The sequence below is a fragment of the Sphingomonas sp. CFBP 13728 genome (assembly GCF_014841895.1).
Classification (GTDB): Bacteria; Pseudomonadota; Alphaproteobacteria; order Sphingomonadales; family Sphingomonadaceae; genus Sphingomonas.
Genome location: NZ_JACYUS010000004.1, coordinates 124,885 through 148,960 on the forward strand (window position 1 = coordinate 124,885; position 24,076 = coordinate 148,960).

General features: G+C 63.1%; 26 protein-coding genes. 5 read left to right on the forward strand and 21 right to left on the reverse strand.

Going from position 1 to position 24,076, the window contains the following annotated elements; all coding sequences use genetic code 11:
• Positions 1-31: 31 nt before the first annotated feature.
• Positions 32-1,045, reverse strand: coding sequence for an AI-2E family transporter (locus tag IFT67_RS16585; RefSeq protein ID WP_192239280.1), 1,014 nt, complete (start codon positions 1,043-1,045; stop codon positions 32-34).
• Positions 1,042-2,205: a YihY/virulence factor BrkB family protein gene (locus IFT67_RS16590; RefSeq protein WP_342450640.1), complete on the reverse strand. Its 1,164-nt coding sequence runs from the start codon at positions 2,203-2,205 to the stop codon at positions 1,042-1,044. The genes IFT67_RS16585 and IFT67_RS16590 overlap by 4 nt, the downstream gene beginning before the upstream one ends.
• Between IFT67_RS16590 and IFT67_RS16595 the strand changes: the two genes are divergently transcribed.
• Positions 2,182-2,652: a nucleoside deaminase gene (locus IFT67_RS16595; protein WP_120298864.1), complete on the forward strand. Its 471-nt coding sequence runs from the start codon at positions 2,182-2,184 to the stop codon at positions 2,650-2,652. The genes IFT67_RS16590 and IFT67_RS16595 overlap by 24 nt on opposite strands.
• A gap of 14 nt (positions 2,653-2,666) precedes the next feature.
• Here the strand turns inward: IFT67_RS16595 and IFT67_RS16600 are convergent, their stop codons facing one another.
• The 6 genes from IFT67_RS16600 to IFT67_RS16625 all read right to left on the reverse strand — a co-directional run bounded on the left by IFT67_RS16600 (position 2,667) and on the right by IFT67_RS16625 (position 8,194).
• The gene (locus IFT67_RS16600; protein ID WP_192239282.1) at positions 2,667-3,548 is read right to left on the reverse strand and encodes a polysaccharide deacetylase family protein; all 882 of its coding nucleotides are present in this window, start codon (positions 3,546-3,548) and stop codon (positions 2,667-2,669) included.
• 114 nt (positions 3,549-3,662) lie between these two features.
• Positions 3,663-4,088: a PAS domain-containing protein gene (locus IFT67_RS16605; RefSeq protein ID WP_192239283.1), complete on the reverse strand. Its 426-nt coding sequence runs from the start codon at positions 4,086-4,088 to the stop codon at positions 3,663-3,665.
• 490 nt (positions 4,089-4,578) lie between these two features.
• On the reverse strand, positions 4,579-4,929 hold the full coding sequence (locus IFT67_RS16610; RefSeq protein WP_192239284.1) for a response regulator: 351 nt from the start codon (positions 4,927-4,929) through the stop codon (positions 4,579-4,581).
• Positions 4,930-5,020: 91 nt separating this feature from the next.
• A complete protein-coding gene (locus tag IFT67_RS16615; RefSeq protein ID WP_244647455.1) occupies positions 5,021-6,370 on the reverse strand; it encodes an HWE histidine kinase domain-containing protein in 1,350 nt (449 codons plus the stop codon).
• A 259-nt stretch (positions 6,371-6,629) separates the two neighbouring features.
• Entirely contained in the window at positions 6,630-7,094 is a 465-nt protein-coding gene (locus IFT67_RS16620) for a response regulator (RefSeq protein WP_192239286.1), read from the reverse strand.
• Positions 7,094-8,194, reverse strand: a complete 1,101-nt coding sequence (locus IFT67_RS16625; RefSeq protein ID WP_132898241.1) for a histidine kinase dimerization/phosphoacceptor domain -containing protein — start codon at positions 8,192-8,194, stop codon at positions 7,094-7,096. The genes IFT67_RS16620 and IFT67_RS16625 overlap by 1 nt, the downstream gene beginning before the upstream one ends.
• A gap of 346 nt (positions 8,195-8,540) precedes the next feature.
• On the opposite strand from IFT67_RS16625, the gene IFT67_RS16630 reads away from it, so the two are divergent.
• The gene (locus tag IFT67_RS16630) at positions 8,541-10,082 is read left to right on the forward strand and encodes a glycosyltransferase (protein ID WP_192239287.1); all 1,542 of its coding nucleotides are present in this window, start codon (positions 8,541-8,543) and stop codon (positions 10,080-10,082) included.
• Here IFT67_RS16630 and IFT67_RS16635 read toward each other — a convergent pair.
• On the reverse strand, positions 10,030-10,956 hold the full coding sequence (locus tag IFT67_RS16635) for a phosphatase PAP2 family protein (RefSeq protein WP_244647471.1): 927 nt from the start codon (positions 10,954-10,956) through the stop codon (positions 10,030-10,032). The two genes, IFT67_RS16630 and IFT67_RS16635, sit on opposite strands and share 53 nt — an antisense overlap.
• Before the next feature lie 239 nt (positions 10,957-11,195).
• Between IFT67_RS16635 and IFT67_RS16640 the strand changes: the two genes are divergently transcribed.
• Genes IFT67_RS16640 through IFT67_RS16650 form a run of 3 tightly spaced genes read left to right on the forward strand, consistent with a single transcriptional unit; the run spans position 11,196 to position 13,260 of the window.
• Entirely contained in the window at positions 11,196-11,723 is a 528-nt protein-coding gene (locus IFT67_RS16640) for a sterol desaturase family protein (protein WP_192239289.1), read from the forward strand.
• Complete coding sequence (locus IFT67_RS16645) at positions 11,720-12,502, forward strand: fatty acid desaturase (RefSeq protein ID WP_192239290.1); 783 nt, start codon at positions 11,720-11,722, stop codon at positions 12,500-12,502. Before IFT67_RS16640 ends, IFT67_RS16645 begins: the two co-directional genes overlap by 4 nt.
• Positions 12,499-13,260: a sterol desaturase family protein gene (locus tag IFT67_RS16650; protein ID WP_192239291.1), complete on the forward strand. Its 762-nt coding sequence runs from the start codon at positions 12,499-12,501 to the stop codon at positions 13,258-13,260. The genes IFT67_RS16645 and IFT67_RS16650 overlap by 4 nt, the downstream gene beginning before the upstream one ends.
• Before the next feature lie 146 nt (positions 13,261-13,406).
• Here IFT67_RS16650 and IFT67_RS20445 read toward each other — a convergent pair whose 3' ends face one another.
• The 12 genes from IFT67_RS20445 to IFT67_RS16710 form a co-directional block, all read right to left on the reverse strand.
• A complete protein-coding gene (locus IFT67_RS20445; RefSeq protein WP_446740822.1) occupies positions 13,407-13,535 on the reverse strand; it encodes a hypothetical protein in 129 nt (42 codons plus the stop codon).
• Between the two features lie 193 nt (positions 13,536-13,728).
• On the reverse strand, positions 13,729-14,049 hold the full coding sequence (locus IFT67_RS16660; protein ID WP_192239361.1) for an HNH endonuclease: 321 nt from the start codon (positions 14,047-14,049) through the stop codon (positions 13,729-13,731).
• Between the two features lie 72 nt (positions 14,050-14,121).
• On the reverse strand, positions 14,122-15,042 hold the full coding sequence (locus IFT67_RS16665) for a glycosyltransferase (RefSeq protein WP_192239292.1): 921 nt from the start codon (positions 15,040-15,042) through the stop codon (positions 14,122-14,124).
• Positions 15,039-15,971 carry a polysaccharide pyruvyl transferase family protein gene (locus IFT67_RS16670; protein ID WP_192239293.1) on the reverse strand — a complete coding sequence of 311 codons (933 nt, stop codon included), beginning with the start codon at positions 15,969-15,971 and terminating at the stop codon, positions 15,039-15,041. Before IFT67_RS16670 ends, IFT67_RS16665 begins: the two co-directional genes overlap by 4 nt.
• Positions 15,968-17,041: a glycosyltransferase gene (locus IFT67_RS16675; RefSeq protein ID WP_192239294.1), complete on the reverse strand. Its 1,074-nt coding sequence runs from the start codon at positions 17,039-17,041 to the stop codon at positions 15,968-15,970. Before IFT67_RS16675 ends, IFT67_RS16670 begins: the two co-directional genes overlap by 4 nt.
• Positions 17,038-17,967 (reverse strand): galactosyltransferase-related protein, encoded by a 930-nt coding sequence (locus tag IFT67_RS16680; RefSeq protein ID WP_192239295.1) that lies wholly within the window; start codon positions 17,965-17,967, stop codon positions 17,038-17,040. Before IFT67_RS16680 ends, IFT67_RS16675 begins: the two co-directional genes overlap by 4 nt.
• Positions 17,968-18,018: 51 nt before the next feature.
• Complete coding sequence (locus tag IFT67_RS16685; protein ID WP_192239296.1) at positions 18,019-18,714, reverse strand: PIG-L deacetylase family protein; 696 nt, start codon at positions 18,712-18,714, stop codon at positions 18,019-18,021.
• A 7-nt stretch (positions 18,715-18,721) separates the two neighbouring features.
• Positions 18,722-19,930, reverse strand: a complete 1,209-nt coding sequence (locus IFT67_RS16690; protein ID WP_192239297.1) for a glycosyltransferase family 4 protein — start codon at positions 19,928-19,930, stop codon at positions 18,722-18,724.
• Positions 19,930-20,760 carry a sugar phosphate isomerase/epimerase family protein gene (locus IFT67_RS16695; protein ID WP_192239298.1) on the reverse strand — a complete coding sequence of 277 codons (831 nt, stop codon included), beginning with the start codon at positions 20,758-20,760 and terminating at the stop codon, positions 19,930-19,932. The genes IFT67_RS16690 and IFT67_RS16695 overlap by 1 nt, the downstream gene beginning before the upstream one ends.
• A complete protein-coding gene (locus tag IFT67_RS16700) occupies positions 20,757-22,277 on the reverse strand; it encodes a YcaO-like family protein (protein WP_192239299.1) in 1,521 nt (506 codons plus the stop codon). The genes IFT67_RS16695 and IFT67_RS16700 overlap by 4 nt, the downstream gene beginning before the upstream one ends.
• Positions 22,274-23,089 carry an MBL fold metallo-hydrolase gene (locus IFT67_RS16705; protein ID WP_192239300.1) on the reverse strand — a complete coding sequence of 272 codons (816 nt, stop codon included), beginning with the start codon at positions 23,087-23,089 and terminating at the stop codon, positions 22,274-22,276. Before IFT67_RS16705 ends, IFT67_RS16700 begins: the two co-directional genes overlap by 4 nt.
• Positions 23,080-24,075, reverse strand: a complete 996-nt coding sequence (locus IFT67_RS16710; protein ID WP_192239301.1) for a Gfo/Idh/MocA family protein — start codon at positions 24,073-24,075, stop codon at positions 23,080-23,082. The genes IFT67_RS16705 and IFT67_RS16710 overlap by 10 nt, the downstream gene beginning before the upstream one ends.
• Position 24,076 lies beyond the last annotated feature (1 nt).

Below are 24,076 nucleotides of genomic sequence, written 5' to 3' on the forward strand. Positions count from 1 at the left end.
GCGTTCTTCGAGCGGTCGTTGTCCCCGATCATCATGACGACAGCAGCTTGGCGATCCAGCGGCTACTATCGAACTGGCCGCAGATCATCACGATGGCCGCGGTCAGCGGCACCGCGATCAGTGCTCCGGCGATGCCCCATACCCAGCTCCAGAACGTCATCGCGACGATGATCGCGAGCGGCGACAGCGACAGCTGCTTGCCCTGCAGGATCGGGTATACGACGTTGCTGATCGTCATCTGTAGAACCACGAATCCTGCGAACACCAGCAACGGCATCTGCCATCCGCCGAACTGGATGAACGCGAAGAGCACGGGCGGGACGATGCCGACGATGTTGCCGATGACGGGGACGAAGTTGAGCAGGAAGTTGAGGATGCCCCAGACCAGCACCAGCTCGAGCCCCGTCATCCACGACCATAGCGATGACGCGACGCCGGTCAGGATGCTGGTCGCAAGCGTGGTGCCGAGATAGCGGCGGATCTGGCCGGAAATCTTCTCGCCGACTTCGAGCATGTCGCGTCGCGCTCCACCCTCGAACATCTCGTACAGCTTGCGCCGAAGCCGTGGCACTTCAGGCAGGCCGAGCATCACCACGATCCCGATGAAGCCGACATAGGTGACGAAGGCGTAGACGCCGCTCGCCAACATCTGGACCAGCATCGTGATCCGCTGCCGGTTGATCGTCCCGGCGATCGGCACGCCGCGATCCGCCGCCCATGTGGCGAGGTGGTTGTAACCCCGCTCGAGACCTGCCCATTGCGACGCAACCGCGCCGATCACCTGGCCGACCGAGAGGTACACCGCGGCGGCGAACGCTCCGAGGATCGTGACCAGCGACAGGAGGGTCAGCGTATAGGCGACCCAAGAGGGCATGAACCGCGCCAGCCAGCGTTTCAGCGGCCAGAGCGCGGCGACGATGATTGCGGCAAAGGCGATCGGCATGATGACCGCAAAGCCGATCCGTAGCGCGGCAATCAGCAGGATCGCCGTGATGATGCCGAGCAGACGGTTGCGATAGCGGTCCTGCACGGGGTTTTCGGTCATTCGGCACGTTCCTTTATGTGTTCGCCGGCATGGCGCATGGCTTCGGCATTGAGCCGCGCGCCGAGCAGAAGGGCCCAGGCCGACACCATCAGCCAGAGCATCAGCACCACGACCGCGGACAACGAGCCATAGGTGTCGTCGAAGCGCGCGAACCGCGCGACATAGGCGCGAAACATCATCGTCGCGGTCAGCCACAGGGCGACGCCGGCGATCGTGCCGGGCAGGGCGCTACGCCACGGGATCGCCTCCGACGCCGGGGCATAGCGATAGAGCGCGATCAGGCCACCACCCGCGCCAAGCGTCAACGAACCGAACAGCGTGATCGCAGAAACCAGCCGGGCCCCCGGCAGTCCGTCGGGAACATAGCTCTGCAGGAACGTGAGGACCGACAGCGATACGAGCGCCGTCAGCACCAGCGCGGCGCAGCCCAGCACTATGATCGTCGACACCAGCTGCCGACGCAGTCCACGACGCTCGCGCTCGATGCGATAGGCAAGGTTGATCCCGTGGAGCAGCGACCGTCCCGCACGACGCGCGCTGAACAGAGCGATGCCGAGCGACACTATCAGCGTAACGATCCCACCACGACCGCTGGCAAGCCCGTGGTTCAGGTTCGCCGCCACCAAATGCTGCGCGCTGACCGGCAGGATGGCGACGATCTTGTCCATATTGTCAGCGACCGCGGTTGGTGGAACCACCATGCCGTAAACGCCCGCGACGACGCCGACGAGCGGTATCATCGCTAGGAATGCGGCAAAGGCAATCGAACTCGCGGCAATGCCAAAATCGTCACGGAACGCGCTACGGACCGTCCGGGTCGATAACACAGCCCATAGCCCGATCCGACCAAGCGCTTGGGTAGACATCTTGAATCGCAGCAGACGAACACCGGAACGGAGGGATTGGCGCCCCTTCAAGTCCGTAGCCATCATGGACCAGTGTTTCCGGTGCATGGGCAAGACGTGAAGCTGCGGCAGGATAAGTCGGTCACGGTCAGCTCCACATTGCTCCGGCATACCGTTCGAGATGGGGACAGAGTTCCCGCGCGTCGTACTGAGCCAGTCGCCGGATCCAACTCGGACTTGGGTCGTCTGTATACCGCCCGCCGTTGCCGGCCGTTTTCTCAAGGAAATTTCATGAACGACGTGGACATACGGCATCTGCAACGGTGCGTTGAGTTGGCGACAGAAGCGGTCGACGCGGGAGATCAACCGTTCGGCTCGATCCTTGTATCGCGAGACGGAACCGTATTGTTCGAGGACCGAAACCGGACGGGCGGTGGCGACGCCACGCGTCATCCCGAGTTCGCGATCGCGCGCTGGTCGGCCGAACACCTGACGCCCGAGGAGCGGCGACATGCTGTCGTCTACACCTCCGGCGAACATTGCGCGATGTGTGCAGCGGCGCATGGGCTCGTCGGGTTGGGCCGTATCGTCTACGCGACGTCCACGCCACAGCTCAGTCACTGGATGCAGGAGCTGGGCAAGCCCTCGCTCGGGATCGCCCTGCTGCGCATCATCGACGTGGTGCCGGATGCGGACGTGGCTGGCCCGGTGCCCGACTTTGCCGACGAGGTCCGAGCACTCCACGCACGTGCCGTCAGCTAGTGTGATACAGGCGGTCAGACCGCGAGGCCATGCGCCTCGACATGGGCGGCGATGTCGCCGGCGGTCGTCCACCAGATACGGGGATCGTCCGCTTCCCGAAGCTCCGTCAGGACGCGGGCAAGTGCCGGAACGCGGTGTGCCTGCCCCATGATGAAGGGGTGGAGCGCGATACCAAGGACGAGCGGCCGCCGGTCGCATTCGGACAACAGTTGTTCCACGCCTGCGCGTATCATTGCCGCAAACGTCTCTGCCTCTTGGTGGCGCTCGATGATCGCGGGGAGGTCGTTAATTTCCTGAGAGTAAGGAACGGAGAGAAGCCCGCCATATTTGGTCGAGAGTCGGGTGGGTTGATCGTCGTGCGCCCAATCGAGCACGTAACGGTAGCCGTTCTTGGCAAGCAGATCCGGCGTGTGTTTGCTTTCTGAAATCCAAGGCCCCAACCAGCCAGACGGTCGTATACCGAGCGTCGCTAACCTCTCGGTAACGTCTGTGATCAAGCTATCCTCGCGCAGGCCGAACATGTTCCCCTGCGCCTTCGCATTGGTGCTGCCGTGCGCCGCAATCTCGTCGCCACGATCACGGCATGCTTCTGCCAAGCCGGGGCAACGATCGAGCACGTCGGCGTTGAGCAGTGCGGTGGTCCGCAGCTTCAACCGATCAAAGAGATCGAAAAGCCGCCATGCTCCCACGCGATTGCCATAGTCGCGCCATGCGTAGTTCATCACGTCAGGTTCGGTCTGAGACGGCGCTAGCTTTGGCCCCAAACCGCCACCGAAGTCGAAGACCTCATAATTTACGCCGACGTAGATAGCGAGGCGACGTCCACCCGGCCAGTCGTAGTCCGGCCGGTTTGTGATGGGGCGGTATTCATAGCGGTCATGGTTCGGATTGCTCATGACGGCGCAACGCACGGACAAGCGAATGGCGTCACCGCGATCTCACGAAATGTCTATTTTCGGGCACCAATGCTCTCAAACCGGTAACTTTTAGGGCTGAGTTCCCCCGCAGGGTCAGGGCCGAATACCCTTCGCCTTACTGTCATGAATATCAATATTGACGCCGAACCATTTTATGATCTTTCCGTTCTCGTCGCGCAGCGGCACGGCATGAACGTGCATCCAGCGGTAGTTTCCGTCCTGTCCTTTAAGGCGGTATTCTGCGTCTACCGCTTGCTGATCCTGAACGGTATTACGCCATTGTGTAACCGTCGCTATCCGATCTTCAGGGTGTATTGCAGTCAGCCATCCATAGCCTTTCCAATCGTCGTAACTCTGACCGGTGTAAAACCGCCAACTAGGGCTGTCGATTTCAATTAAGCCGTCTGGCGCGCTTTCCCAGGTTGCCCTGACAATGCCTTCGGCGAGAAGTCGAGCACGCGTTTCTTCATCGAAAGGCGCATCGCTATCGAAGAATCCCCATGCCCGAGCATCGCCCATGTCAGGCCTCCTCGGGTGTTCGGCTATGCCGACTGTGTACATTGTTGGTCGGGCAAAAGAGAGGGTATTTGGAGGTGTCTAGTATTAACTCCCGTTCAATGCGCAACCTCATCCCCTCGGGGCCGTATACTTGCCAAGTTACCACGGCTTAGAGCCGTGACCTTTCGGTCGAATAACGCCGCTGTCCCTTGCAAGCTGTGACAGGTGCTCAGCTGCTCGCAGGTGTATAGCCCTCACTTCCTCGATCGGAGACAAAACCGCCGCAACAATGTGCTTCGACATCTCAATATGAGGATTATTTAGAAACGGCGATTGAGACATGCACTACCCCTCCTGTCGCTTATTATCGCCGAAGCCAGCCACGTTTATAACAACGCAGCAGTGACAGGTTCGGCCCGCAAGTCGGGCTAAATACTAGACTTTTGTCGGCCCTCAGATGGGCCGGATCACTGGCAGAGCTTCGCTTCACTATCGGTCGGCGATTGCTGGCTCAGGCGGGCACTAGGCTTTGGAACGCCGCGATAAGAGCCTGTTCGTTGATCGGTTTGTCGAGAACAATCATCGATGGCCGACTTACATGGCATGCTTCGCGCGTGCCGGTCACGAAGATCACGGGCGTCGGCCCATGCTCCAATATGATGGCTTCCACCGCGGCAGGGCCGGTACCGGCTGAGAGATTGACGTCGGACATGATGATGGAGGGAGGCCTCAATCTCGCGGCATCGATTGCCTCATCTTGCGAGGCAGCCTGATCAAAGGATGTCCCGCCAACCCGCTCGATCAGCTGGATGATGTGATCGGCGATGAGGAAATCATCCTCGATGACGAGCACATGGCACATATGACAGATCCCGATAAACTGAGCTCTCAACCAATGTGGTCACGCAATGGGCCCGCCACGGGGTTAATAAATGTCAGACAAGGCCGAAAGCTTAGATCGGCGCTTCAATTGCGAAGCGAACACCTTCCGGCAAATATTGGATTTCCGCCTTGCCGCGGATATGCCGTGACAGGACGCGCTCAATCATTCGCGTACCAAATCCAACACGTGTTGGCATAGCAACGATAGGTCCATCCTGCTCCGCCCAGGAGAAGGTAAGCCGGCGTTCCGTTGCATTGCCGTTCAGGTCCCAGCGTATGGTCACCTGCCCCTCCGGTACCGAGAGCGCTCCATATTTGATCGCATTGGTCGCCAGCTCGTGCAGCGCCATCGACAACGCAAGTGTCACTTCCGGGGTCAGCCGTATCGTCGGGCCGACAGCGGAAAACCGTCGACCGTTGCTGTCCATGAACGGCGCCAACACCCGCTCGACGATCTCACCGATTGCCGCGCCTTCGATCTCATCCTTGAGCAGAAGTTCGTGCGCAGACGCAAGGCTAGCGATGCGGCCCGACACCGCATCCCGAGCCTCACCAAGAGACGCCGCATCGCGTAGCGTCTGGCTGACAACGGCACTTACTGTAGCAAGCGTGTTCTTCACGCGATGCGTCAGTTCATGTGCCAGAACCGACCGTTGCTCCTCGGCAAATTTGCGCGCTGAAACATTGCTCGAAAAGCCCGAAACCGCCAACGGTGTGCCATCCGCGCGACGCTGCAGCGAGCCTTGGGAATGGATCCAGCGTTGCTCGCCTTCAGGCGTTAGAATGCGGTATTCGACGTTATACCGTGTGCCATGTTCGATAGCGCTGTTCAGCGAGGTCGTGAGGAGGTCTCGATCCTCTGGATGAACGCATGCCAACATACCTTCCATCGACAACTTTTCGCCGACAGGCCGGCCAAAGTTCGTCAGGCAACTTGGCGAGTAGGTGAGCCGCCATTCTGGCAGGTCGATGGTCCAAGTGCCCAGTCCGCCGGCATCGAGCGCAAGTGCCAGGCGGGCCTCTCGTTCGGCTAGCGCAACTTCCCGCTTCGCAAGCTCGGCACTCAGCGTGTCGCGGTCGCGTTCCAACTGCAACAGCCCGTGCCGCTCGAGTGTGACATCGAGCTGAGATGCCACGAAGTAGCGTAGGCTGCCAGTCGCGTCATGCACGGGCGCGACCATGAGGCGGTTCCAGAACGGCGTGCCATCACGACGGTGATTCAGGAGGTCGATATCGATCGGCTCGCGGCGAGCGATCGCGTCCTTCATGCGTCGGACGTCGGCCTGATCGGTCAGCGGTCCCTGCATGAAACGGCAATTCCGGCCAACGACCTCGACCGCCGAGAACCCCGTCAGAGCCTCGAACGCACGATTGACGTAAACCAGCGGGTTATCTGGTAGCGTTGGATCGCTGACGACCATCGGCGTTATGCAATGATCGAACGCCGCAACGAAGGGGTCATGCTCGTTGAGGCGGGACGCAAATGCGTCGACAGCCTCGCGTACGACACCTGTGGCATCGTGCGGTCGAATAGGCGAAGGTGGGAGTGGCTGACGGTCCAAAGCGGGAACGTCCTAGCGGTAAGACGTTGATGGATCAACGTAATCGAAATTATGTATAACTTCTGTCATCTGTCGTCCCACCTCGTGAGGCCATACGATTGTCGCTTATCACCCGAAATCAGGGACTGGTCTGGGACCAATCTGCGGCAAACGCGGGCGCAGCAATGAAGCTCGCTGGCTGCGGGGATACGGGCGGCGGATCGCAGACACCCTCTTCGATGTAGCGCATTGCGGACATCAGACCATTCCGGGAGAAGGGCTTGGGTATGATGCCATGGCCACCGGCAAAATCGGCTGGAATCTTGAGCGGGTTTGCAGTGACGAAGACGACTATCGCGCCCGCCCATCGCTTCCTGATCAATGCACAGACATCCAGGCCGCTGGTGCCTTTCGCAAGCTGTATGTCGACAAAAGCCAGGTCCGGGTGGAGATCGCCTGCTAGGTCTTCAACTTCATAGAGAGACGCGGCCTCGCCGACGACACGGTGACCGGAGTCTTCGATCATCGCTTCAATATCCATCGCCAAAAGAGCTTCGTCCTCGACGATCAGCACATTCAACGGCGGTTTGGCACGTCCACTCATTAATCGTCCACCGGGAATGAGAGAGATACACGAACACCGGGGGCGGCGTCGGACCATACGACGTCGGCCCTGACTTGCTTGGCGAGGCGGGAAATAAGCATTTTGCCAATGCCGTCCGGCTGAACGTCATTGCTGGCAAGCCCATGCCCATCATCGGTGATTTCGATCAGGGCATTATTGCCTTCTAGGGCGGTGCGGACGGAAATCGTACCCGCTCGCCCGTCGGCAAATGCATGCTTGATGGCGTTGGTCGCTATTTCGTTGAGGATCAACCCAAGCGACGCCGCCTTACTGGACGGCACCTCTATTTGCGAAATGTTCGAAACCAGCTTGATGTCGTCGCGTCGGCTGGCACCAACGACGTCGCTGATCAGATTTTCGGTAAACGCCCCGACATCGAACCGGGTGACGTCGTCCGACTGATAAAGGCGGCGATGCACTGTCGCCAGCGCATCAACCCGTTCGAGCATGGTTTCAAGTTTTGATGAAACGGCCGGGTCTGATATGCTACGCGCCTGCAAACGCAGAAGTGAACCGATCATCGTAAGGTTGTTCTTTACGCGATGGTCGACTTCGTGAAGAAGTAGAGTTTTTGCATCTAACGCGGCCTCGAGGTCTGACGTGCGCGCCTCGACTTCCTGTTCGACCAATAACTTCTGCTTCGAAATGATAGTCTGCGCCTTGACGCGGTCGGTAACGTCAAGCTGGGAGGCGAAGAAGAATACAACCTTGCCGGCGTCATTGCGTACAGGACTCAGGTACAACGCGTTCCAGAACGCAGATCCATCTTTTCGATAGTTTAGAAGGTCCACGGCAATGTCGGTCTGGGCGTCGATTGCCTGACGCACCTTAGCCACCTGCTCTCGGTCGGTGTCGGGACCCTGCAGGAAGCGGCAGTTACGGCCGATGATTTCACTTCGGTCGTAGCCCGACAGCGTTTGAAAGGCTTCGTTGCAGAAGACGATCGGGTTATCGGTCTGCGCGGGGTCCGTAATGACCATAGGCATTCGGGTAGCCCGAACAGCCGCGGCAAAAGGGTCCGCTCGTCCGTGCTCGTAATCGAGTGCTTCCGTCAGATGCCAATCGTCCCGCTGCTTCATCACGCCTCCGTGGAGCGTGCCGACCAGCCGAACTCCGTGCCGGGACTAAATCGTTTTGATCGTTTTCCGTTCCGTTGAGAGGTCGACTTCGTCTCACTGAGGCATGACCATTGGGCGGGATGGTTTGTCCGTACAAAGCCTTTTGGGTTCGAAAATCGGCGACGCGTGTGCAGGCTGGAAGCTGAACGACCGAAATTAGAGAATGGCGACCGGCGCTGTTTTCATGAACGATCTCCTTGGCGTCGCGCACTAGCTCGGGGCGGCACGGCAGGGCAAATGGCTGAGTTTTCGCCGGTGGGGCGCGAAGCAGTCAACCCCGGCAGCGAACGTCCTCTTTCCTCCCATCATGTTACTCGCGAGCGGAAAGCCTGGCTTCAAGATCGGTTATATCGTGAAGCTGAACCAGCGTCAGAAGGCAAGACGTCGGTCGGCTTCACTCGCATCGAACCTCCCTTTTAGAATTAGCCCATCGCGATCATTGGCGAGGCGGGTGCTCTCTTCGAATTATTGCGCTATCGCGCATCGCCCGCATGCTGGTAGTAGCCGATCGAACACGACGGCGACGGAAAGCTCCACGGCATTGACGGTCAAAAGGCGGCATATCGCCATCATCGCGCCGCCAACGGCGGGCCACATCAATCCGCTGGCAGCATTGGGAACATCGCTCGTCGAAACGGGACATAGGGTCACGATAGTCCACTCGACCGACGTTGAGTCACTGGTGCCCGACTGCGGCGTCGGGTTTGCGGCGTTTGATCACCCCGCGGACGGGGAAGGCCTGCTGGCAGAGTATTATCGCAAGCTGGCGCAGCCATCGGGGCCGGTCGGACTACCCCGCATGATCCGCGGTACCGCATCGATGACTGAACTGCTTCTGAAGGCTCTCCCGACGGCGCTGTCGAGGCTGGGGGTCGATGCGATCGTCGCCGACTCGGTCGAGCCAGCCGGACCACTGGTGGCACGACATCTCCGACTGCCCTTCGTAACGGCCGTTACCGGATTGCCCTTGCTCAGGGAGCCGACGGTGCCGCCACCCTTTCTCGGCTGGGCGTATCGTCCCGATGCGGTGGGGCGGAATCGCAACAATGGCGGGTACGCAATCAGTGACCTGTTGATGCGGCCAATCACGAAGATGGTGGCGACGTATGCACGGCGTTGGGGGCTCGATCCCGACCCCCGATATCAATGGTCCAAACGATTGCAGATCGCGCAATGCCCCGAAGGCCTGGACTTTCCGCGCTTGGCCTTGCCGAAGAGCTTTCGATACGGTGGGCCATGGCGACGGGACGAGCTCGAGGAAAATCTGCCGGACGACGACGGTCGACCGCTCATATTCTGCTCGCTGGGGTCGTTGCAGGGCGCGCGCCGATCGCTGTTCGCGGCGATGACGGCGGCCTGTTCCGCGGTGGGTGCCCGTGCGGTGGTGGCGCATGGCGGCGGGCTGAGCGACCGCGAAGCCCACTCGTTACCGGGAAACCCGTTGGTGAGGGCATTCTGGTCGCAGACCCGCATCCTGCCCCAATGTTCTGCCGCGATCCTGCATGGCGGGTTCAATACGGTGCTGGACGCGCTCGCGGCGGGTGTTCCGATCGTCGCCGTGCCGCTGGCGTTCGAACAACCGGCGACGGCGGCTCGTCTGAAGCGAATCGGGGCTGCACGCGTCGTCTCTGCTGCCGACGCAGGCAAGGGAGGTCTCGAACCGGCGTTGCGGCTGGTGTTGCGCAATCCGGAATACCGTCGTGCGGCACGAAGTATGGCGACGGATATGGCGGCTGCAGGCGGCGCGGCCGAAGCGGCGGCGATGGTCGACGCGGCGCTCGGCCGTGAGACCGACGTCAGGCCGGCAGGGCTGAGTCCACCTGATGGAAAGGCTGCCTTTGCCGCGTGAGGTGGCGCGCAGCAAGGAGGGCAGGCGGTGCGAGGACAAGCCCCACGATGACGTCCATCCCATAGTGACCGCCGAAGATCGGCGTCGCGACGATCGTCAGTATGGCCCACGCCCGGCCCGGTAGGGCAACCCGCGGCATCGCGCCGAATGCCCAGATGAAAATGGCGGCGAGCGTCGCGTGGAAACTGGGAAAGGTGACGATCCCCATAAGCATGGAGAGGTCGAGCACGCGTTGGGATCCGTCGCGAAGCCCAGATATCAGCCCTTGTTCCAGCCAGGCTATCGATGGCCAGAGATGCGCGTAGCCGGATGGATCGAACAGGTTGCCCATCGCCGGGGTAAGGCCTGAGATCAATATGGTGACGAAACCGGACAGGATCGCCGCGCAAACCATTATCCTCAGCGTGTCGAATTTTCCCATGCCGCTCAACGCAACGATAACGACGATCATCTGCAAGGTGAGGCTGTGATACGCCAATCCGAGTAGCCAGATTGCTGGAGGGTATGTGTCCAGCAAGGCGAGCATTACCGGCCAGTTGAAGCCAACTGCACGGTCAGCGGCGGCCAACCGCACGTCCCATAATTGTCCGGCATTCGCCGCCAATGCATACGCCAGCACTACGCCTAGCAGCGTAAAGAGCGTCATCTGAAGGAACGCGGTCGCGCCAGCCGCAAGCCGCGGTCGCATGGTATACCTACCGATCGTCATCGCGCTGCCGAGCGCCATCAATGATGCGATCGCGGGGGCCGCGCGGATCGGATCCACCGAGAAGCGGTGATGATATTGGGCGGCGAGAAAACTCCCCAGCATGGCTGCAATCAACAGCCAGGAGGGAGTATCCCGATGGTCGGCGCGTGAGACTCGGGCGATCATCGCGGTCAAACGCGGCTTGTCACCCTCCGGTGCCAGGGTGATGGCACTTTACCGGACATCTTGTCGCGAATGCTCGTTACAGCGTTCTGCAAACGGCGACGACAAAACGCCGGCCGCAGCCGTCACCAACCCGAGATTTTGTGGCGGGGCGCCCTCGCATCGAACGCCGGTAACCGTTATGTACGCATCATGTTGAATTCGTTGCACCCGGCCATCGTCATTTCGTGCGATCGAGCAAAGTGACCTGGTTCGAAAAACTCGCGATCGTCGTCTTCATGGTGTTGTTCATGGAGTGCTTCGCGTGGGCGGCGCATCGCTACGTCATGCACGGCTGGGGCTGGGGCTGGCACAAGTCGCATCACGAAGATCATGACGGTTGGTTCGAAAAGAACGACCTTTACGCAATCGTGTTCGCGATCGTGCCGATCGTGTTGTTCGTCGTCGGGCTTTGGTGGGAACCGCTGTGGTGGGCAGCGCTTGGCATCACGGTGTACGGCGGCATCTATGCCTTCGTGCACGACATGCTCGTGCATCAGCGCGGCGGCTTTCGCTGGATACCCAAGCAGGGGTATTTCAAGCGCCTGTTGCAAGCGCACCGCCTGCACCACGCGGTCGAGGGCAAGGACGGAACCGTCAGCCACGGCTTCCTGTTCGCGCGTAAGCCGTCGGTGTTGAAGGCGCAGTTGCGCGCGAACGCCGATCCGCAGCGGCGTGCGGTACGTCCCGATAAAGCCGGAAACTTCGTCTCGGCAGACGCGAAGAGATGAGCGGGACGGTTCGCCAATCGGAAGCCCTGAAGCACCAGACGCGTGTCGGCGTGTCGCTGTCAGCCGCGATCGTCGTGGCGTGGCTGGCGATCCACGTAACCGGTATCTTCTTCTGGCGGTGGAGCGCGGATACAATCGTGTTGGCCATCGTGATGGTCACCGTCCAGACTTGGCTGAGTACCGGACTGTTCATCGTCGCGCATGATTCGATGCACGGTGCGCTAGCACCCAATCGGCCGCGCCTGAACCGCGCGATCGGTGCGACCTGCCTGTCGCTCTATGCCTGCCTGTCCTATGCATCACTGTTGCCGCAGCATCATCTGCATCACAAGGAAACGGGGAGGGCGGGGGATCCCGATTTTCACGGTGGCAATCCAAGTCTCGGCGGCTGGTTCCTGCAGTTCTTCAAGACCTATTATTCGCACGGGCAGATCATCAGGATCACCGTGGTCGCACTGATCTATACGCTGCTGCTCGGGGCACCGCTCGGCAACATTGTCATATTCTGGGCTCTACCAGCCTTGGGTGCGGTGGCCCAGTTGTTCGTGTTCGGGACGTGGTTGCCGCACCGGGAACGCGAAACTCCCTTTGCCGATTCGCACCGCGCACACAGCATCGATGTGGGTCCGATCCTGTCGCTGCTGACCTGCTTTCACTTCGGCGGTTATCATCACGAGCATCATCTCTCGCCGGGAACGCCGTGGTGGGGGCTTCCGTCCCGTCGCCGTGCTCTTGCCGGGCGAGCCGACGATCGCAGAGTCGTGAAGGATCAAGCATGACGCTCGCCATCACCCTCTCCGCCGTCGCGATGACCGTCATCGTCGGTGTCCGCTATTTACTCGTCTCGGGCGCGTTCGCGTGGATTACGGTCCGCAAGCATCCGGGGCTGTACCTCGGGCTGGACCCGCAGGTCCGTCGCGAGATTATCTGGAGCCTAGCGTCTGCAGCGCTCTACGGGATCCCGGCCGGCGTGGTCGCGTGGGGATGGCGGCACCATGGCTGGACGCAGGTGTACTCCGACATCCACGCCTATCCGCTCTGGTACCTGCCGGTTTCGGTCTTCCTGTATCTGCTGCTGCACGATGCATGGTTCTACTGGACGCACCGCTGGATGCATCGTCCCAAACCGTTCAAGCTGGCGCACGCGCTGCATCATGCCAGCCGTCCGCCGACGGCATGGGCTGCGATGGCGTTTCACCCGATCGAGGCCTTGACCGGCGCGGTGGTCATTCCGTTGCTGGTGTTCTTCGTTCCGATCCATATCGCCGGTCTTGGCATCGTACTGACGATCATGACGGTGATGGGGGTCACGAACCACATGGGATGGGAGATCTTCCCGCGGTTCATGTGGACCGGGCCGCTGGGAGCATGGCTGATCACGGCCAGCCATCACCAGCGGCACCACGAACTCTATGGCTGCAACTACGGCCTGTATTTCCGACATTGGGACCGGTTTTGCCACACCGATCGCGGCGTTGGCGATTTCGCGCGAGAGCACGCCCGCGCCGCACGTCGGGCCGAAGTGGTAAATTCCTAACAGCATCGATGAATGAAGCACCCGTTCGTTGATCAGTTGATCGGTACGTCGCCGGTGACCGCGATCATCGCACCGGTAATGTAGCTTCCCTCCTGCGACGCAAGGAGGACACAGGCCAGAGCAAGCTCGGTTCGGATGTCGGCGCCTTAACGCGCGTAAGCAATGGCGATGGCATTGCCGATGCCAGAATCATCACCGGTGATCAGCGCGACCTTAACCTTCAACAGGCTCCTGCCGACATAGCTTTCCTCGCCGTGGTCGGGTTTGATCTTCATGTTTGCGACAAGCCCCGGGCGCGGCTGCTGCGGTTCGCCGGAAAAACTCGTCGGGAGGGGCTGGTGCGCGGATCACCGGTCCTGGAAAGCGTCCTGTTGTTCGGGTCGCTGAAGGAACGGTCCTTCGATCGTTAAGTCCCGCCAACATAAAAGTCCGTTGCCGATGACTTATCTGTCGTCGAGGCCGATGCAATCAGCGGATATCGGCGCGGCGGGTGGGGGCGTGAAAGTCCGCGGGCTTGTCGGCGATCCAGCGCAGGAAGCGACTGATGTCCGGGCGCGCTTTCAAGACATCGAGATCCGCAAACGTCGTCGCAAGATCCTGATTCGAGACGCTGGCATGGATGATCCGATGACAGATCGGATGAACCGGGATGACCTCCGTACCACCCCGGCTTTTCGGAATACGGTGATGCCATTCCACCTTTCGTCCCAAGGACCGCTCGCACAGGCCACATCGCCCGAGGTCTTCGGCAGCGATCGTCCGCGCCTCCGCCTCCAACAATCCTGCCATCCGCTTCACACGTCCGCCCATCATTCGAATATGGTGTAGCGTGGGGAAAAGAACACGAGGTACAAAGGCTTATCAGAGGAAGCGTGACATGCTTCGCTGGAGCACGGTCGACCAGAAGTAAGCGAAGCCCCGGGCCTTATGCCGCAGTCGGAACCAGTAGAACCGCTTGATACCGGCATGCGTGGCGACGGGCCGTGTCCAGTCGAAGCGAACGGCAAGAATATCCTCGACGATGGCGCGAAGCGCGCGTCGGTCAGAGACAAGATACTTGGCGTACAGAGCGCCGTCGCCAAAGCTGTAGCCCGCCAGCAATCGTGTCTCGTCGTCGATATGGCGGCGCCCGTGATGATGATCGACGACCATCAGCGGGTCGTAAAGCACCGCAACGCCGAGCCCTGCTGCACGAAACAGGAAATCCGTATCCTCAGCAGACACGAATGGCGCGCCGGCCCCGAACCGTTCGTCGAAGCATCCCGTCAACCGCAGGACATCCGCGGTGAACGCCAGATTTGCCCCCATGATGAACCCGCCCGGAAACCCGCGCGACGGCGCGACCATGGGGTGGTCTTCGAGCTTGATCGTGACGGGGAGATCGGCAGGGTTGCCGAGCAGGATACGGCCCCCGATGATCGCCGGCCCGCTGGCCCTTTCGAATGCGGCACAGACGGCGGCAAAATAGTCTTGATGCAGGACGCAGTCGTCGTCCGTCATCGCGATGATGCGTCCGGTGCAGTGCGCCAGCCCAGCATTGCGCGCGCGGGCGAGCCCGGGATGCGGTTCGTGGGCGAGGTGGACAGGGAAAGCCTGCCCGGCTTGCCACTGCGCCAGTCGCTGCGGCGTGCTGTCGACCGAGCCATTGTCGACCAGGACGACCTCTACGGTCGTGTTTCTGGCATACGTTGCCGCGCGCTCCACGGACTCTAGCGTCGCCACCAGCGACCCGGCGCGATTACGCGTGCAGACGAGCAGGCTGACGTCGATGGCGGCAGTCACCGCACGCCGACGAGTTGCTTGGCAAGAACCATGGCGTGTTCGATCGTCGAGGCCCTCGTCACGATTGCGTCCGGGGCAGGCCAAGCGTCGAGATATGCGGCGATCTTGCCGTAGTCATTGTCGAGAACGACGTGCGAAATGCCGAGCAGGTCGGCGAGGATGTGACCGTGGAGTCGGTCCGTCACGACGACCCGGCCTTGGGCGAGCAACCGCAGTCCACGGTCGACGCGTGCCACGGCTTGGGCTTCGCGTGCTTTGGCGTCGCCGCCGACCGGTAGATCGACGTCATCCTCGAGCCAATCTACGACGGTCGCTGGATCGGCCGTCGGTATCGCATAGCCTTGCCGTTCGTCGTCGGTACGCATCAGCATCAGCACGTCGCATTGCGCCACGTCGCGCGACTGCTCGCCGAGGGCATATGCCGAGTCCGGCGCAAGGTGCGACGGGCAAGCCAGATACTTGCGTGCGAAGCTCAGGCTGCGCGTATCGCGGACGTACAGGACGAAGTCGGGATGCTCGGCGACGAGCGCGGCGAACCGATCTACCTCCGACGGCACGCGAAAATGGATCGACTGCGGTAGCTGCACGACCGGTCGATCGCGGACCTTTGCCAGGATGTCCTCGCGGAATCGCTGGTGATGCGGCCAGATGTCGCCGAGGTTGCCGCCGCCGTGCAGGAACAGCACGCCGTCGGGGCAGGCGCTACGAAAGGCATCGAGATCGAAATCGTGCCAGGTCGAAACGTAACACGGATCGCGCCCTGTTATCGCCCGCAGCATGGCGAGTTCACCGAGCCAGATCGCGCTGTCTCCGACGTTCGCATGGTCCGGAAAGTCGACCAGTGCATAGCGAGAACCAAGCGCGACATGCGTCCGGTATAACGCGGTAAGTAGCGCGCGCTGCTCTCCCAGATGGTCGCTGGCCGTCATGCGCGCCGCCCTTGTTCGTGACCGACCACGTCACGGTACAGGTCCTCGCATCGACCGAGCCACCGATCACGGGTAAAGGCCGTCTTGACCCGCTCGCGTTGCGGAGCGCGGGGACGTTGGACAGCCGCCGTGATCGCATCGGCGAGCGCCGGAACATCACCGGGCGGCGCGAAACACCCTGCCTCGCCGATAATTTCTCGCAGCGCGCCGCGGTCAAAAGCCGCTACCGGCAGACCGCATGCCATCGCCTCGACCGCGACCAAGCCGAATGGTTCGTCCCAGCACGGCGTGAACACGAACACCGACGCACGCCCCATCTCCGATGCCAGTGCCGCTGCATTTAGATGTCCGCCATATCGGATGCTGCCATCCAGCAGCGGCGCGACGTCGGCGTCCCAATAGGCGCGATCCTCGATCGGTCCGAACAGCGTGAGCGGAACGCCGGCTATTCGGGCCGCCTGCGCTGCCAGATGGGGCGCCTTATCGGGCGTCATCCTTCCGCACCAGACCGCGCTGCCATCGCCTTCCGTGACGAACGGCCACGCGTCGGGGTCGATACCGTTGTGGAGTACCGAGGCTTCGCGTGGCGGGCCGTCCGGCCACCAGGCGGCAAGCTGGTGGGCCGAGGTCGCGGTCAGGCGGTTGGTCGGCGTGACGCTGGCATGCACGAACCAGCGCAGCGCGTCGTAGGGCGGGACGTGCAACGAGGTGACGGTCGGGACCGCAGCGGTCCGCGCCGGCTCGAGCGGGAATCGATGCAGGCTATTGTTATGCACTACATCGAAGTTACCGGCAGCGATCCGGTCGCAGGCCGCAGCATAGCCGTCGTCGAGGTGCGCGATCAGCGGCGCGAAGCCGCGGTGCTCGGCGCCCGGAAAGGTGCGTTCGTAATGCCCCGGGATCACGGCATCGATTGTGAAGCGCGGATCGCTGTCACCCGAGGCGAACAGTACCACGTCATGACCACGCGCCTGGAGACCCGCTGCCAGATGCCAGCATTGCGATTCCATCCCGCCAGCAAAGGGTTGGGCAATCGGCTGGCGGACATGGCAGAGGACCGCGATCCTCATTCGGCCGCCGCGGCTCTCTCGCTTGCGGCCAGCCGGTCTTCGAGCAGGCGGATGACGGTCGCGGTATTGGCATAGGGCTGATGGCTCTGCTGGCCGGTCAGCGCGAGATCGGCAGCATCCGGGCGCCGCAGGATGCGGATCGGCCGACCCGGGGTGGGGTCGATTAGGCCCATCAGGCGGAAGGCCTGGAGCCAGTGGCCCATCGTCCGATAGCCCCATTTGGTCTCGAACAGCTCGGCATTGCGCACGACGCTGTCGAGGTGATGCACCGGCGGCATGTGATGCGGATGATATTGGTGATAGGCCAGACCGCCCTTGATCCACGCGATCGCAACGCCGGTCTCGTCGAGCGCCTTGCCGAAGTCAGTATCCTCGCCGCCATAGCCGACATAGCGCTCATCGAAGCCGCCGAGACCTAGGAACGTCGTCCGCCGCATCGCGAAGTTGAGCGACCAGAAACAACGATAGTCGGTGCAGATCTCGATACCATGGGGCGGGGGACCGCGACGGTCCGAATGCTTCACCGCGATCTCGGCGAACCGGTCATACTGCCAGTCGCCGTCGGTCGCCCCGCCCGGCAGGTAAAGGACCTCGCCCATCAACAGCCCGTCGAACGTGTCGAGGAACCCGGCATAATCGGCGATCAGCGTGGGCGTCGGGATGCAGTCCATGTCGAGAAAGACGATGACATCGCCGGTCGCCGCGCGCGCCGCGACGTTACGTGCGGAGGCGAGGGGAAGGGCGTCGGCGACGACCTGCATCTGGCGGATTGGGAACGGCGTCTCGGGGAGGTCGTACAGCTCGTCCTGCATCACCGCGACGATCAGTTCGGTCGGCATCTGCGTTTGCCGCATCAGCCCGCGGACGACGTTGACGAGATGGTCTGGACGCCCCTTGCCCAGGGTAACGACGGAAACTTCGGTCATGATGATGGCTCTGCTTGGAATTGGGGACGCGCGGCGGCGGTGGCCGGTCGATCAGAACGCTTGGAGGGGGTAGAAACGTTCCTCGGCGATCCGTTCGGTCCGCTCGGTCATTGCTTCGACTCCACCGAACTGGAAGCCGAGTTGCGACGTGTACGCGGCACAGGCGGCGATCCGCCGCGCGCGTGTCTTTGGCGTTAGGTGTTCGATCACCGCGGGCATGGCGGCAACGCGGTCTTCGCGATCGGCATAAGGCCAGTCTTCCCATAGCAACACGGTGTGATCGGCACAGGATCGCCGGATCGCCTCCAGAACGACGTAATGGTCGACATGGTTGCCGAGGCACAATGGCCCGAGGAGGAGATCCGGCCGTTCCGCCACGAGAAGCTCAGCCAGCGCCGCCGCGACATCGTCGACGATCCCGTCGTCGGGCAGCCGTGCCGCGAACAGCATCTTTGCCGATGTGTACCCGCGGTGCGGCGCCTCCAGAAACGGCAGATGGATCGCGTGCGCACCAAGCGCTTCGCATGCTGCGTGATCCTCGGCGCGGCGCAGCGCCATATAGTCGACGTCGGTGCCCAGGCCCTTGTCGAGCTGGCACGCGAGCGCGAACCCGGTCGGGTGCGCGACGTTGCCGGTGAAGCAGGTGGCGACGGTGACGTCCCAGCCCTGATCTACGCGCGACGCCAGCAACCCGCCGGCGGAAAAGGCGGCATCGTCCAGATGCGGCGATATCGCGAGCAACTTCATCGATCGCTCACAGCAGATGCGGTTCGCTGCGGAAGCGGCAGGGCGTCACCGGCAGGTCCCTGTCGAAAGCGGCTTGCGGCTGGTTACGCAGGTCGCGGTAGATACCGAGGATCTGCTGCCCGACCGCATCCCAACTATACACCCGGCGGCATTCCTCCAGCGCGGCAGTCGCCAACCGCGTGCGGAGGCTCGTATCGGTGATGACGCGGGTCAGCGAGGCAGCCAGCGCGGGCACGTCGCCGGGATCGGTCAGCATGCCGTTCTCGTGGTCGCGGACGCAGTCAACGACGCCGACGGCGTGGCATGAGACGACCGCGAGGCCGCACGCCATCGCTTCGAGGATGGTGTTAGAGAACCCCTCGGCATAGGTCGGCGACACGAACACGTCGTGCGTGCGGTACAGTTCGGGGACCGCGTCATAATCCGCATAGCCGCTGAACGTCACGCGGTCGGTGAGCCCGAGTTCGGTCGTGAGCGCCTGCGCGGGGTCGACGTCGGGACCGATGCCGGAGATGGTCGCGCGCCATTCGCCGCGCACGTCCGGCAGCGCGTGGAGGAAGTCGAGCACGCCTTTGCGGCGGTCGACGCGACCGTGATAGAGCAGGCGGATCGGACCTTCGGGCGCATCACTGGATGCCGGCGTGAAATGGTCGGTATCGACGGCGCCTGGAACGATCGTGAACCGGTCGAGCGCGGTGCCGAGCCGGTCGTGAACTTCGCCCGCGAAACTGTTGCCGCCGATCAGCAGTGCGCCGGCATAATCGAGCACGCGGACCATCGCGAGCCGGTGTGTTTCGCAGCACGAGCCGACCCAATGCCCGTCACCACCCTGGATCGATACGACGCAGGGCAGGCCGAGGCGGCGGGCCGCGATCATCGTCGCCCAGCCGGTCGGATAGCCATATTGGGCGTGGAGCATGTCGAACGGGTTCACGACGTGATCGCGTGCGATGGCCTCGACGATTGAGTCGATATCGCGCTCGAAATTGCCGTCATCCTGTTCGCCCAGCGCTTCGAGGCCGACGACGCGCACGCCCCGCACCGGTGGCGGGGGGCCGCCGCCGTAAACGCGGGCGCGCGCAGGATCGCCATAATATTGGCTGATCATCGTCACATCGTGGCCCGCCGCGACAAGCTGGCGCAACAGGTTGATCGCGTAGATCGACATGCCCGATATCGCCGGGAAGAAACGGCGCGAGACGAAACAAATTCGCATCAGGTCAGCGCCGTGCGGAGATAGGCGATCGATTCCGGAATAGCTTGATGCGCGCGGGGGCTCTCGCGCGACAGTTCGACGCAGACCAGCTTGTCGAAGCCGATCGACTCCAGCGCGGTGAGGATAGCGGGAATGTCCATGTCGCCCTGGCCGAACGGGAGATGCGTGTGATCGCCGCGGCGCATGTCCTCGACCGCGACGGTGCCGAGACGGTCGGCATAGGCGCGCACCGCGGCGTCGGGGGCGATATCCTGCGTGACGAGGCAGTGACCGGTGTCGAGCGCGAGCCGCAGGTCGGGATGGCGCTCCGCAAGCCATGAATAGTCAGCAACCGTTTCGATCAACATGCCAGGCTCGGGCTCCAGGCTGACCGGAATGCCGGTGCGGGCGGCATGCTCGACGACCTTGCCGAGGCCCGCGTCGAGCCAGTCGAGGGCATCACCATGCGCTACTCCGGGCTTCGGCACGCCGGCCCAGAACGACGCGGTCTCGGCATGCAGAATCGCCGCGACTTCGAGCGCGCGAGCGAGGAACGCGACGCGGCGCTGTCGGCCTTCGGGATCGGCCGTGACCAGCGTCGGTTCATGCTTGTCGCGCGGGTCGAGCAGATAGCGCGCGCCGGTCTCGATGACCGACCCCAGTCCGAGCGACCGCAGCAGCGCGCCGACGCGTTCCGCCTCGCGTGCCCAATCGTCGGCGAAGGGATCAAGGTGGTGATGATCCAGCGTGAGCGCGACGCCGTCATAGCCCGCGTCCGCGATCAGGTGCAGCGCGTCGTCGAGCCGGTGGTTGGCCGCGCCGTTGGTGTTGTAGGCGAACCGCAGCGTCATCGTGCCGCCTCCGTCTCGAGGCTGTGTTCGGACCAGGCGACGTGATGCGCTTCGGGTTCGCGGTAGAGCGGATAGAGCGGGCCGACGATATCGTCCGCAAGGGCGGTATCGAAGAACGGCTGGCCGCCGAGCCGCGCGACTGCTTCCTCTGTGAGGCGGACAGGTCGGCGCGTCGCGCTTTCCTCGCCGCCGAAGCTGACCAGCGGGCTGTCAAGCGCGACCAGCTTGGCGATGTTGCGCTCGCCGATCCGGTAATAGCTCATCGTCTCGACCTCCATGCCCGGCACGATCACCTTGACGACCGCGACGCTGGCATCCGCGGGGGACATGTCGACGTAGAGAATGTCGAAGCCGGCCGCCTCGACGGCTTCCCGCGCCAGTCGCCCGCGCGCGCGTGCATCGGGCACGTCCGCGCGGGGCAGGTCGGCAAAAGCGCGGCGGCTGCGCTCGGCGAGCATCGTGTCGGCGAGCCAGTCCCTGAGCGTCGCTGCATCGACATCGGTCCAGCGCTGCATCTCCGAGAACGCGCGGCTGTCGCTCGATTTGGCGGCACCGCCAGCCTGCGCCATGAACCTATCGATATAGCCGCGCGGCGCGATCGTCTCGGCAAGCGCCATCGGGCCATGCGCGAACGCCTTGCGCGCGCGGCTGGCGGCGTATTCGGCGATCGCCTTGGCCAGCGCCTGCACCGCGTCGGGATGCGCCGCTTCGCCGCACGCGGTCGCCATGATCGGCACCGCGGGCTCGCGCGCATCGACACCAACGCAATAGACGTTGGCGAGGCCGAACTCGTCTGTCGCGAACTTGGGGATCACTCGGACGGCGGCGGCGGCGAACCGGTTGATCAGGTCGCCGATCTCGGCAGGCAGGCTTTCGGGGAGGTCGATCGCGACGCCGCGGTCGAGCGCGCGGAACAGCAAGCCGTTGCCGTCGCGCTGAAGGATCTCGCACAATCCGTGGCCGATCGCCCAGTCGAGGTCCGGCCCCGCGCCCATCCCGTTGGAAATTATCGTCGTGAACGGCACGTAGCCGGGGGCCAGTTCCTTCGCGGAATAAGCGGCGAGGTCGATCGGCACGAGGACGCTCGAGCCGTCCGCCCACCGCCGGGCCTCGACCCAGTCGAGCGGAGTCTCGCGGCCAACCGGGGACCCTGCGGGAAGACACAAGGTGAGCGGGTCAGCGATCCCGCGTTCGCCGCGTTCGCGGACGAGGTCGGCATAGCTGCCATGCGTCTTGCCGCGCGCGGACAAGGTCAGCGTCGGCCAGACCATCTCGGCAATCTCGCCCAACGCGCCCAGGATCGCGGTCTGGTCGGTCGCGCCATAGCCGACGCCGTAAGGCATGATGCCGTCGAGGTCGTTGGTTTTGGGGAACAACGCGACGACCCAAACCGGGATGCCGACGCGGTCGATGCCGTCGATCGGGAACGCGACGATGTCGCCTGCGGGAAACGCATCGAGATACAGGTGGCAGGCCGCGTCCAACTGTTCGGGGAGGCCGGTGATGGTGCGGGTCATAGCGGGATCCTCTTCACGCCCGGGGCACGGGCCAGCGCCTCGTCGAGCACGGCGACGGCAACGTCGCGGCCGACTTCGGGGGCATATTCGAACGGGGTCAGGACGGCATCGAACGCCAGCGGCGCGATCACTGCGCGGTAATGGCGGATCTCGCCATGCGTCAACGGGATGTCCTTGTGGAACGCCTTGTGGCTGGAGATCGCGTGGCTGACGCCCGCGGCGTCCTGGTCGATCTTGAACATGTCGCCGCAGAACAGGCGTTTGCCGACCGCATCGTGGAGCGCCGCCTGACCCTCGTAATGACCGCCCACGTGATGCAGCGTATAGCCCGGCGCGATCTCCAGTACGTCGTCATACGGCGTCGTGACGCGGAACGCCTTGGTCATGCCAAGGTCGTCCTTATGGATCGCGAGCATCTCCGGGTTGCAGTCGCGCTGGAGCTGGAACAGCGCGCCATAGCCATGCGCGTGACTGGCGGCGAGATAGCGGATGCCGCCGAGCCGCGCGATCTGTTCGAGCATCGCGGGCGAATAATAGGGCGCGGCTTCGAAGGCGATGTTGCCACCCTCGCGGACGATCAGCCAGCCGGTGCCCCCGAGTCCGAGGTGCGGGGTCGTGCTGAACGCCCAGAGATCGCCGGCAACCTGTCGCCAACTGCCGTCATGGCTTGCGGCGACCTCCTGTTCGGGGAGGAAGCACCAGCCGTCCTCGGGCAGGTCGTTGCGCGTATCGTTGCACACCGGGCAATCGGCGGGCGCGAAATGGCGCTGCCAGAAACCGCAATGCGCGCAGGCGTACCAGCTCAGAGGCATGATCGCGCCTCGGTATAGGCGGCGTCGAATAGGCGCATCAGCGACAGGTCCCTGTGAATCGAGAAATCATGCGCTTCGCCGCGGACGGCGGCGGCGAACGCGGCAGCCTGCGCGGCGAAGGGCGACAGCGCGGCGTCGAAGGGCAGGGCGGTCTCATTCCCGGTCCGTGCGCAACGCCGGATCACGGTGCCGCCCTCGGTCTGGCCCATCGTGTCGGTCGCGACGAGCAGGCCGTCCTCGCCAAGGATCTCAAGCCGGCGACGGGGCAGCACTTCGGGGCAGTTATACGCGACATGGCTCTGAACCAGGATGCCGCCTGCGGTGCGACCCGAAAGGATGCCGCCATCGTCGACCGGATAGTCGTGGATGCGCCGCTGCAGGTCGATGTGCAGGCGCGCGAGCGGTTCGTCGACCAACATCGCGGCGAGATCGAGGCCGTGGAGGGCGAGGTCGATGACCGCGCCGCCGCCCGCCGCTACCGGATCGGCGCGCCAATTGCAGCCGCTGCCTTCGCTGGACGGCGACCAGCTCGGGTCGACCCAGCAGGCATAGACGATCCGTACCGCGATCGGTCGGCCGATCGTCCCGTCGCGGATCGCCTGCGCCATCGCGCGGTGAGCAGGGTGGTGACGCTGGTCGAACGCAGTACCGTAGAGATGTCCCGTAACCGCCGCACCGATCGTCTCGGCATCGTCCAGCGTCGCGGCGATCGGCTTTTCGCACAGCACCGGCACGCCCGCTGCAACGGCCGCGCGGACCGGGTCGGCGTGAAGATTGTTGGGCGTGGCGACGTAGATGCAGTCGAGCGCGGCATCGGCCAGCATCGCCTCGGCGGTATCATAGGCAAGAATTCCGCCCGACATCGCGCTGGCCTGCGCCATCGGCGAGGGGTCGGCGATCGCGACCAGCGTCCCGCCCGCCGCGGCGATGCCGGGCGCCATATAGTCGCGTGCGACCCAGCCGAAGCCGACGATGCCCCAGCGCATG

Coding starts and splice junctions, on each gene's coding strand:
- IFT67_RS16695 (WP_192239298.1), bottom strand. CDS start 20,760: ATGACGCTGCGGTTCGCCTACAACACCAACGGCGCGGCCAACCACCGG.
- IFT67_RS16680 (WP_192239295.1), bottom strand. CDS start 17,967: ATGACCGAAGTTTCCGTCGTTACCCTGGGCAAGGGGCGTCCAGACCAT.
- IFT67_RS16685 (WP_192239296.1), bottom strand. CDS start 18,714: ATGAAGTTGCTCGCGATATCGCCGCATCTGGACGATGCCGCCTTTTCC.
- IFT67_RS16660 (WP_192239361.1), bottom strand. CDS start 14,049: ATGGCAGGATTGTTGGAGGCGGAGGCGCGGACGATCGCTGCCGAAGAC.
- IFT67_RS16605 (WP_192239283.1), bottom strand. CDS start 4,088: ATGGGCGATGCTCGGGCATGGGGATTCTTCGATAGCGATGCGCCTTTC.
- IFT67_RS20445 (WP_446740822.1), bottom strand. CDS start 13,535: ATGAAGATCAAACCCGACCACGGCGAGGAAAGCTATGTCGGCAGGAGC.
- IFT67_RS16710 (WP_192239301.1), bottom strand. CDS start 24,075: ATGCGCTGGGGCATCGTCGGCTTCGGCTGGGTCGCACGCGACTATATG.
- IFT67_RS16635 (WP_244647471.1), bottom strand. CDS start 10,956: ATGATCGCCCGAGTCTCACGCGCCGACCATCGGGATACTCCCTCCTGG.
- IFT67_RS16690 (WP_192239297.1), bottom strand. CDS start 19,930: ATGCGAATTTGTTTCGTCTCGCGCCGTTTCTTCCCGGCGATATCGGGC.
- IFT67_RS16600 (WP_192239282.1), bottom strand. CDS start 3,548: ATGAGCAATCCGAACCATGACCGCTATGAATACCGCCCCATCACAAAC.
- IFT67_RS16620 (WP_192239286.1), bottom strand. CDS start 7,094: ATGAGTGGACGTGCCAAACCGCCGTTGAATGTGCTGATCGTCGAGGAC.
- IFT67_RS16645 (WP_192239290.1), top strand. CDS start 11,720: ATGAGCGGGACGGTTCGCCAATCGGAAGCCCTGAAGCACCAGACGCGT.
- IFT67_RS16625 (WP_132898241.1), bottom strand. CDS start 8,194: ATGAAGCAGCGGGACGATTGGCATCTGACGGAAGCACTCGATTACGAG.
- IFT67_RS16705 (WP_192239300.1), bottom strand. CDS start 23,089: ATGCCTCTGAGCTGGTACGCCTGCGCGCATTGCGGTTTCTGGCAGCGC.
- IFT67_RS16615 (WP_244647455.1), bottom strand. CDS start 6,370: ATGGTCGTCAGCGATCCAACGCTACCAGATAACCCGCTGGTTTACGTC.
- IFT67_RS16670 (WP_192239293.1), bottom strand. CDS start 15,971: ATGACGGCCAGCGACCATCTGGGAGAGCAGCGCGCGCTACTTACCGCG.
- IFT67_RS16595 (WP_120298864.1), top strand. CDS start 2,182: ATGAACGACGTGGACATACGGCATCTGCAACGGTGCGTTGAGTTGGCG.
- IFT67_RS16630 (WP_192239287.1), top strand. CDS start 8,541: ATGTTACTCGCGAGCGGAAAGCCTGGCTTCAAGATCGGTTATATCGTG.
- IFT67_RS16590 (WP_342450640.1), bottom strand. CDS start 2,205: ATGCCGTATGTCCACGTCGTTCATGAAATTTCCTTGAGAAAACGGCCG.
- IFT67_RS16610 (WP_192239284.1), bottom strand. CDS start 4,929: ATGTGCCATGTGCTCGTCATCGAGGATGATTTCCTCATCGCCGATCAC.
- IFT67_RS16650 (WP_192239291.1), top strand. CDS start 12,499: ATGACGCTCGCCATCACCCTCTCCGCCGTCGCGATGACCGTCATCGTC.
- IFT67_RS16675 (WP_192239294.1), bottom strand. CDS start 17,041: ATGAGGATCGCGGTCCTCTGCCATGTCCGCCAGCCGATTGCCCAACCC.
- IFT67_RS16585 (WP_192239280.1), bottom strand. CDS start 1,045: ATGACCGAAAACCCCGTGCAGGACCGCTATCGCAACCGTCTGCTCGGC.
- IFT67_RS16700 (WP_192239299.1), bottom strand. CDS start 22,277: ATGACCCGCACCATCACCGGCCTCCCCGAACAGTTGGACGCGGCCTGC.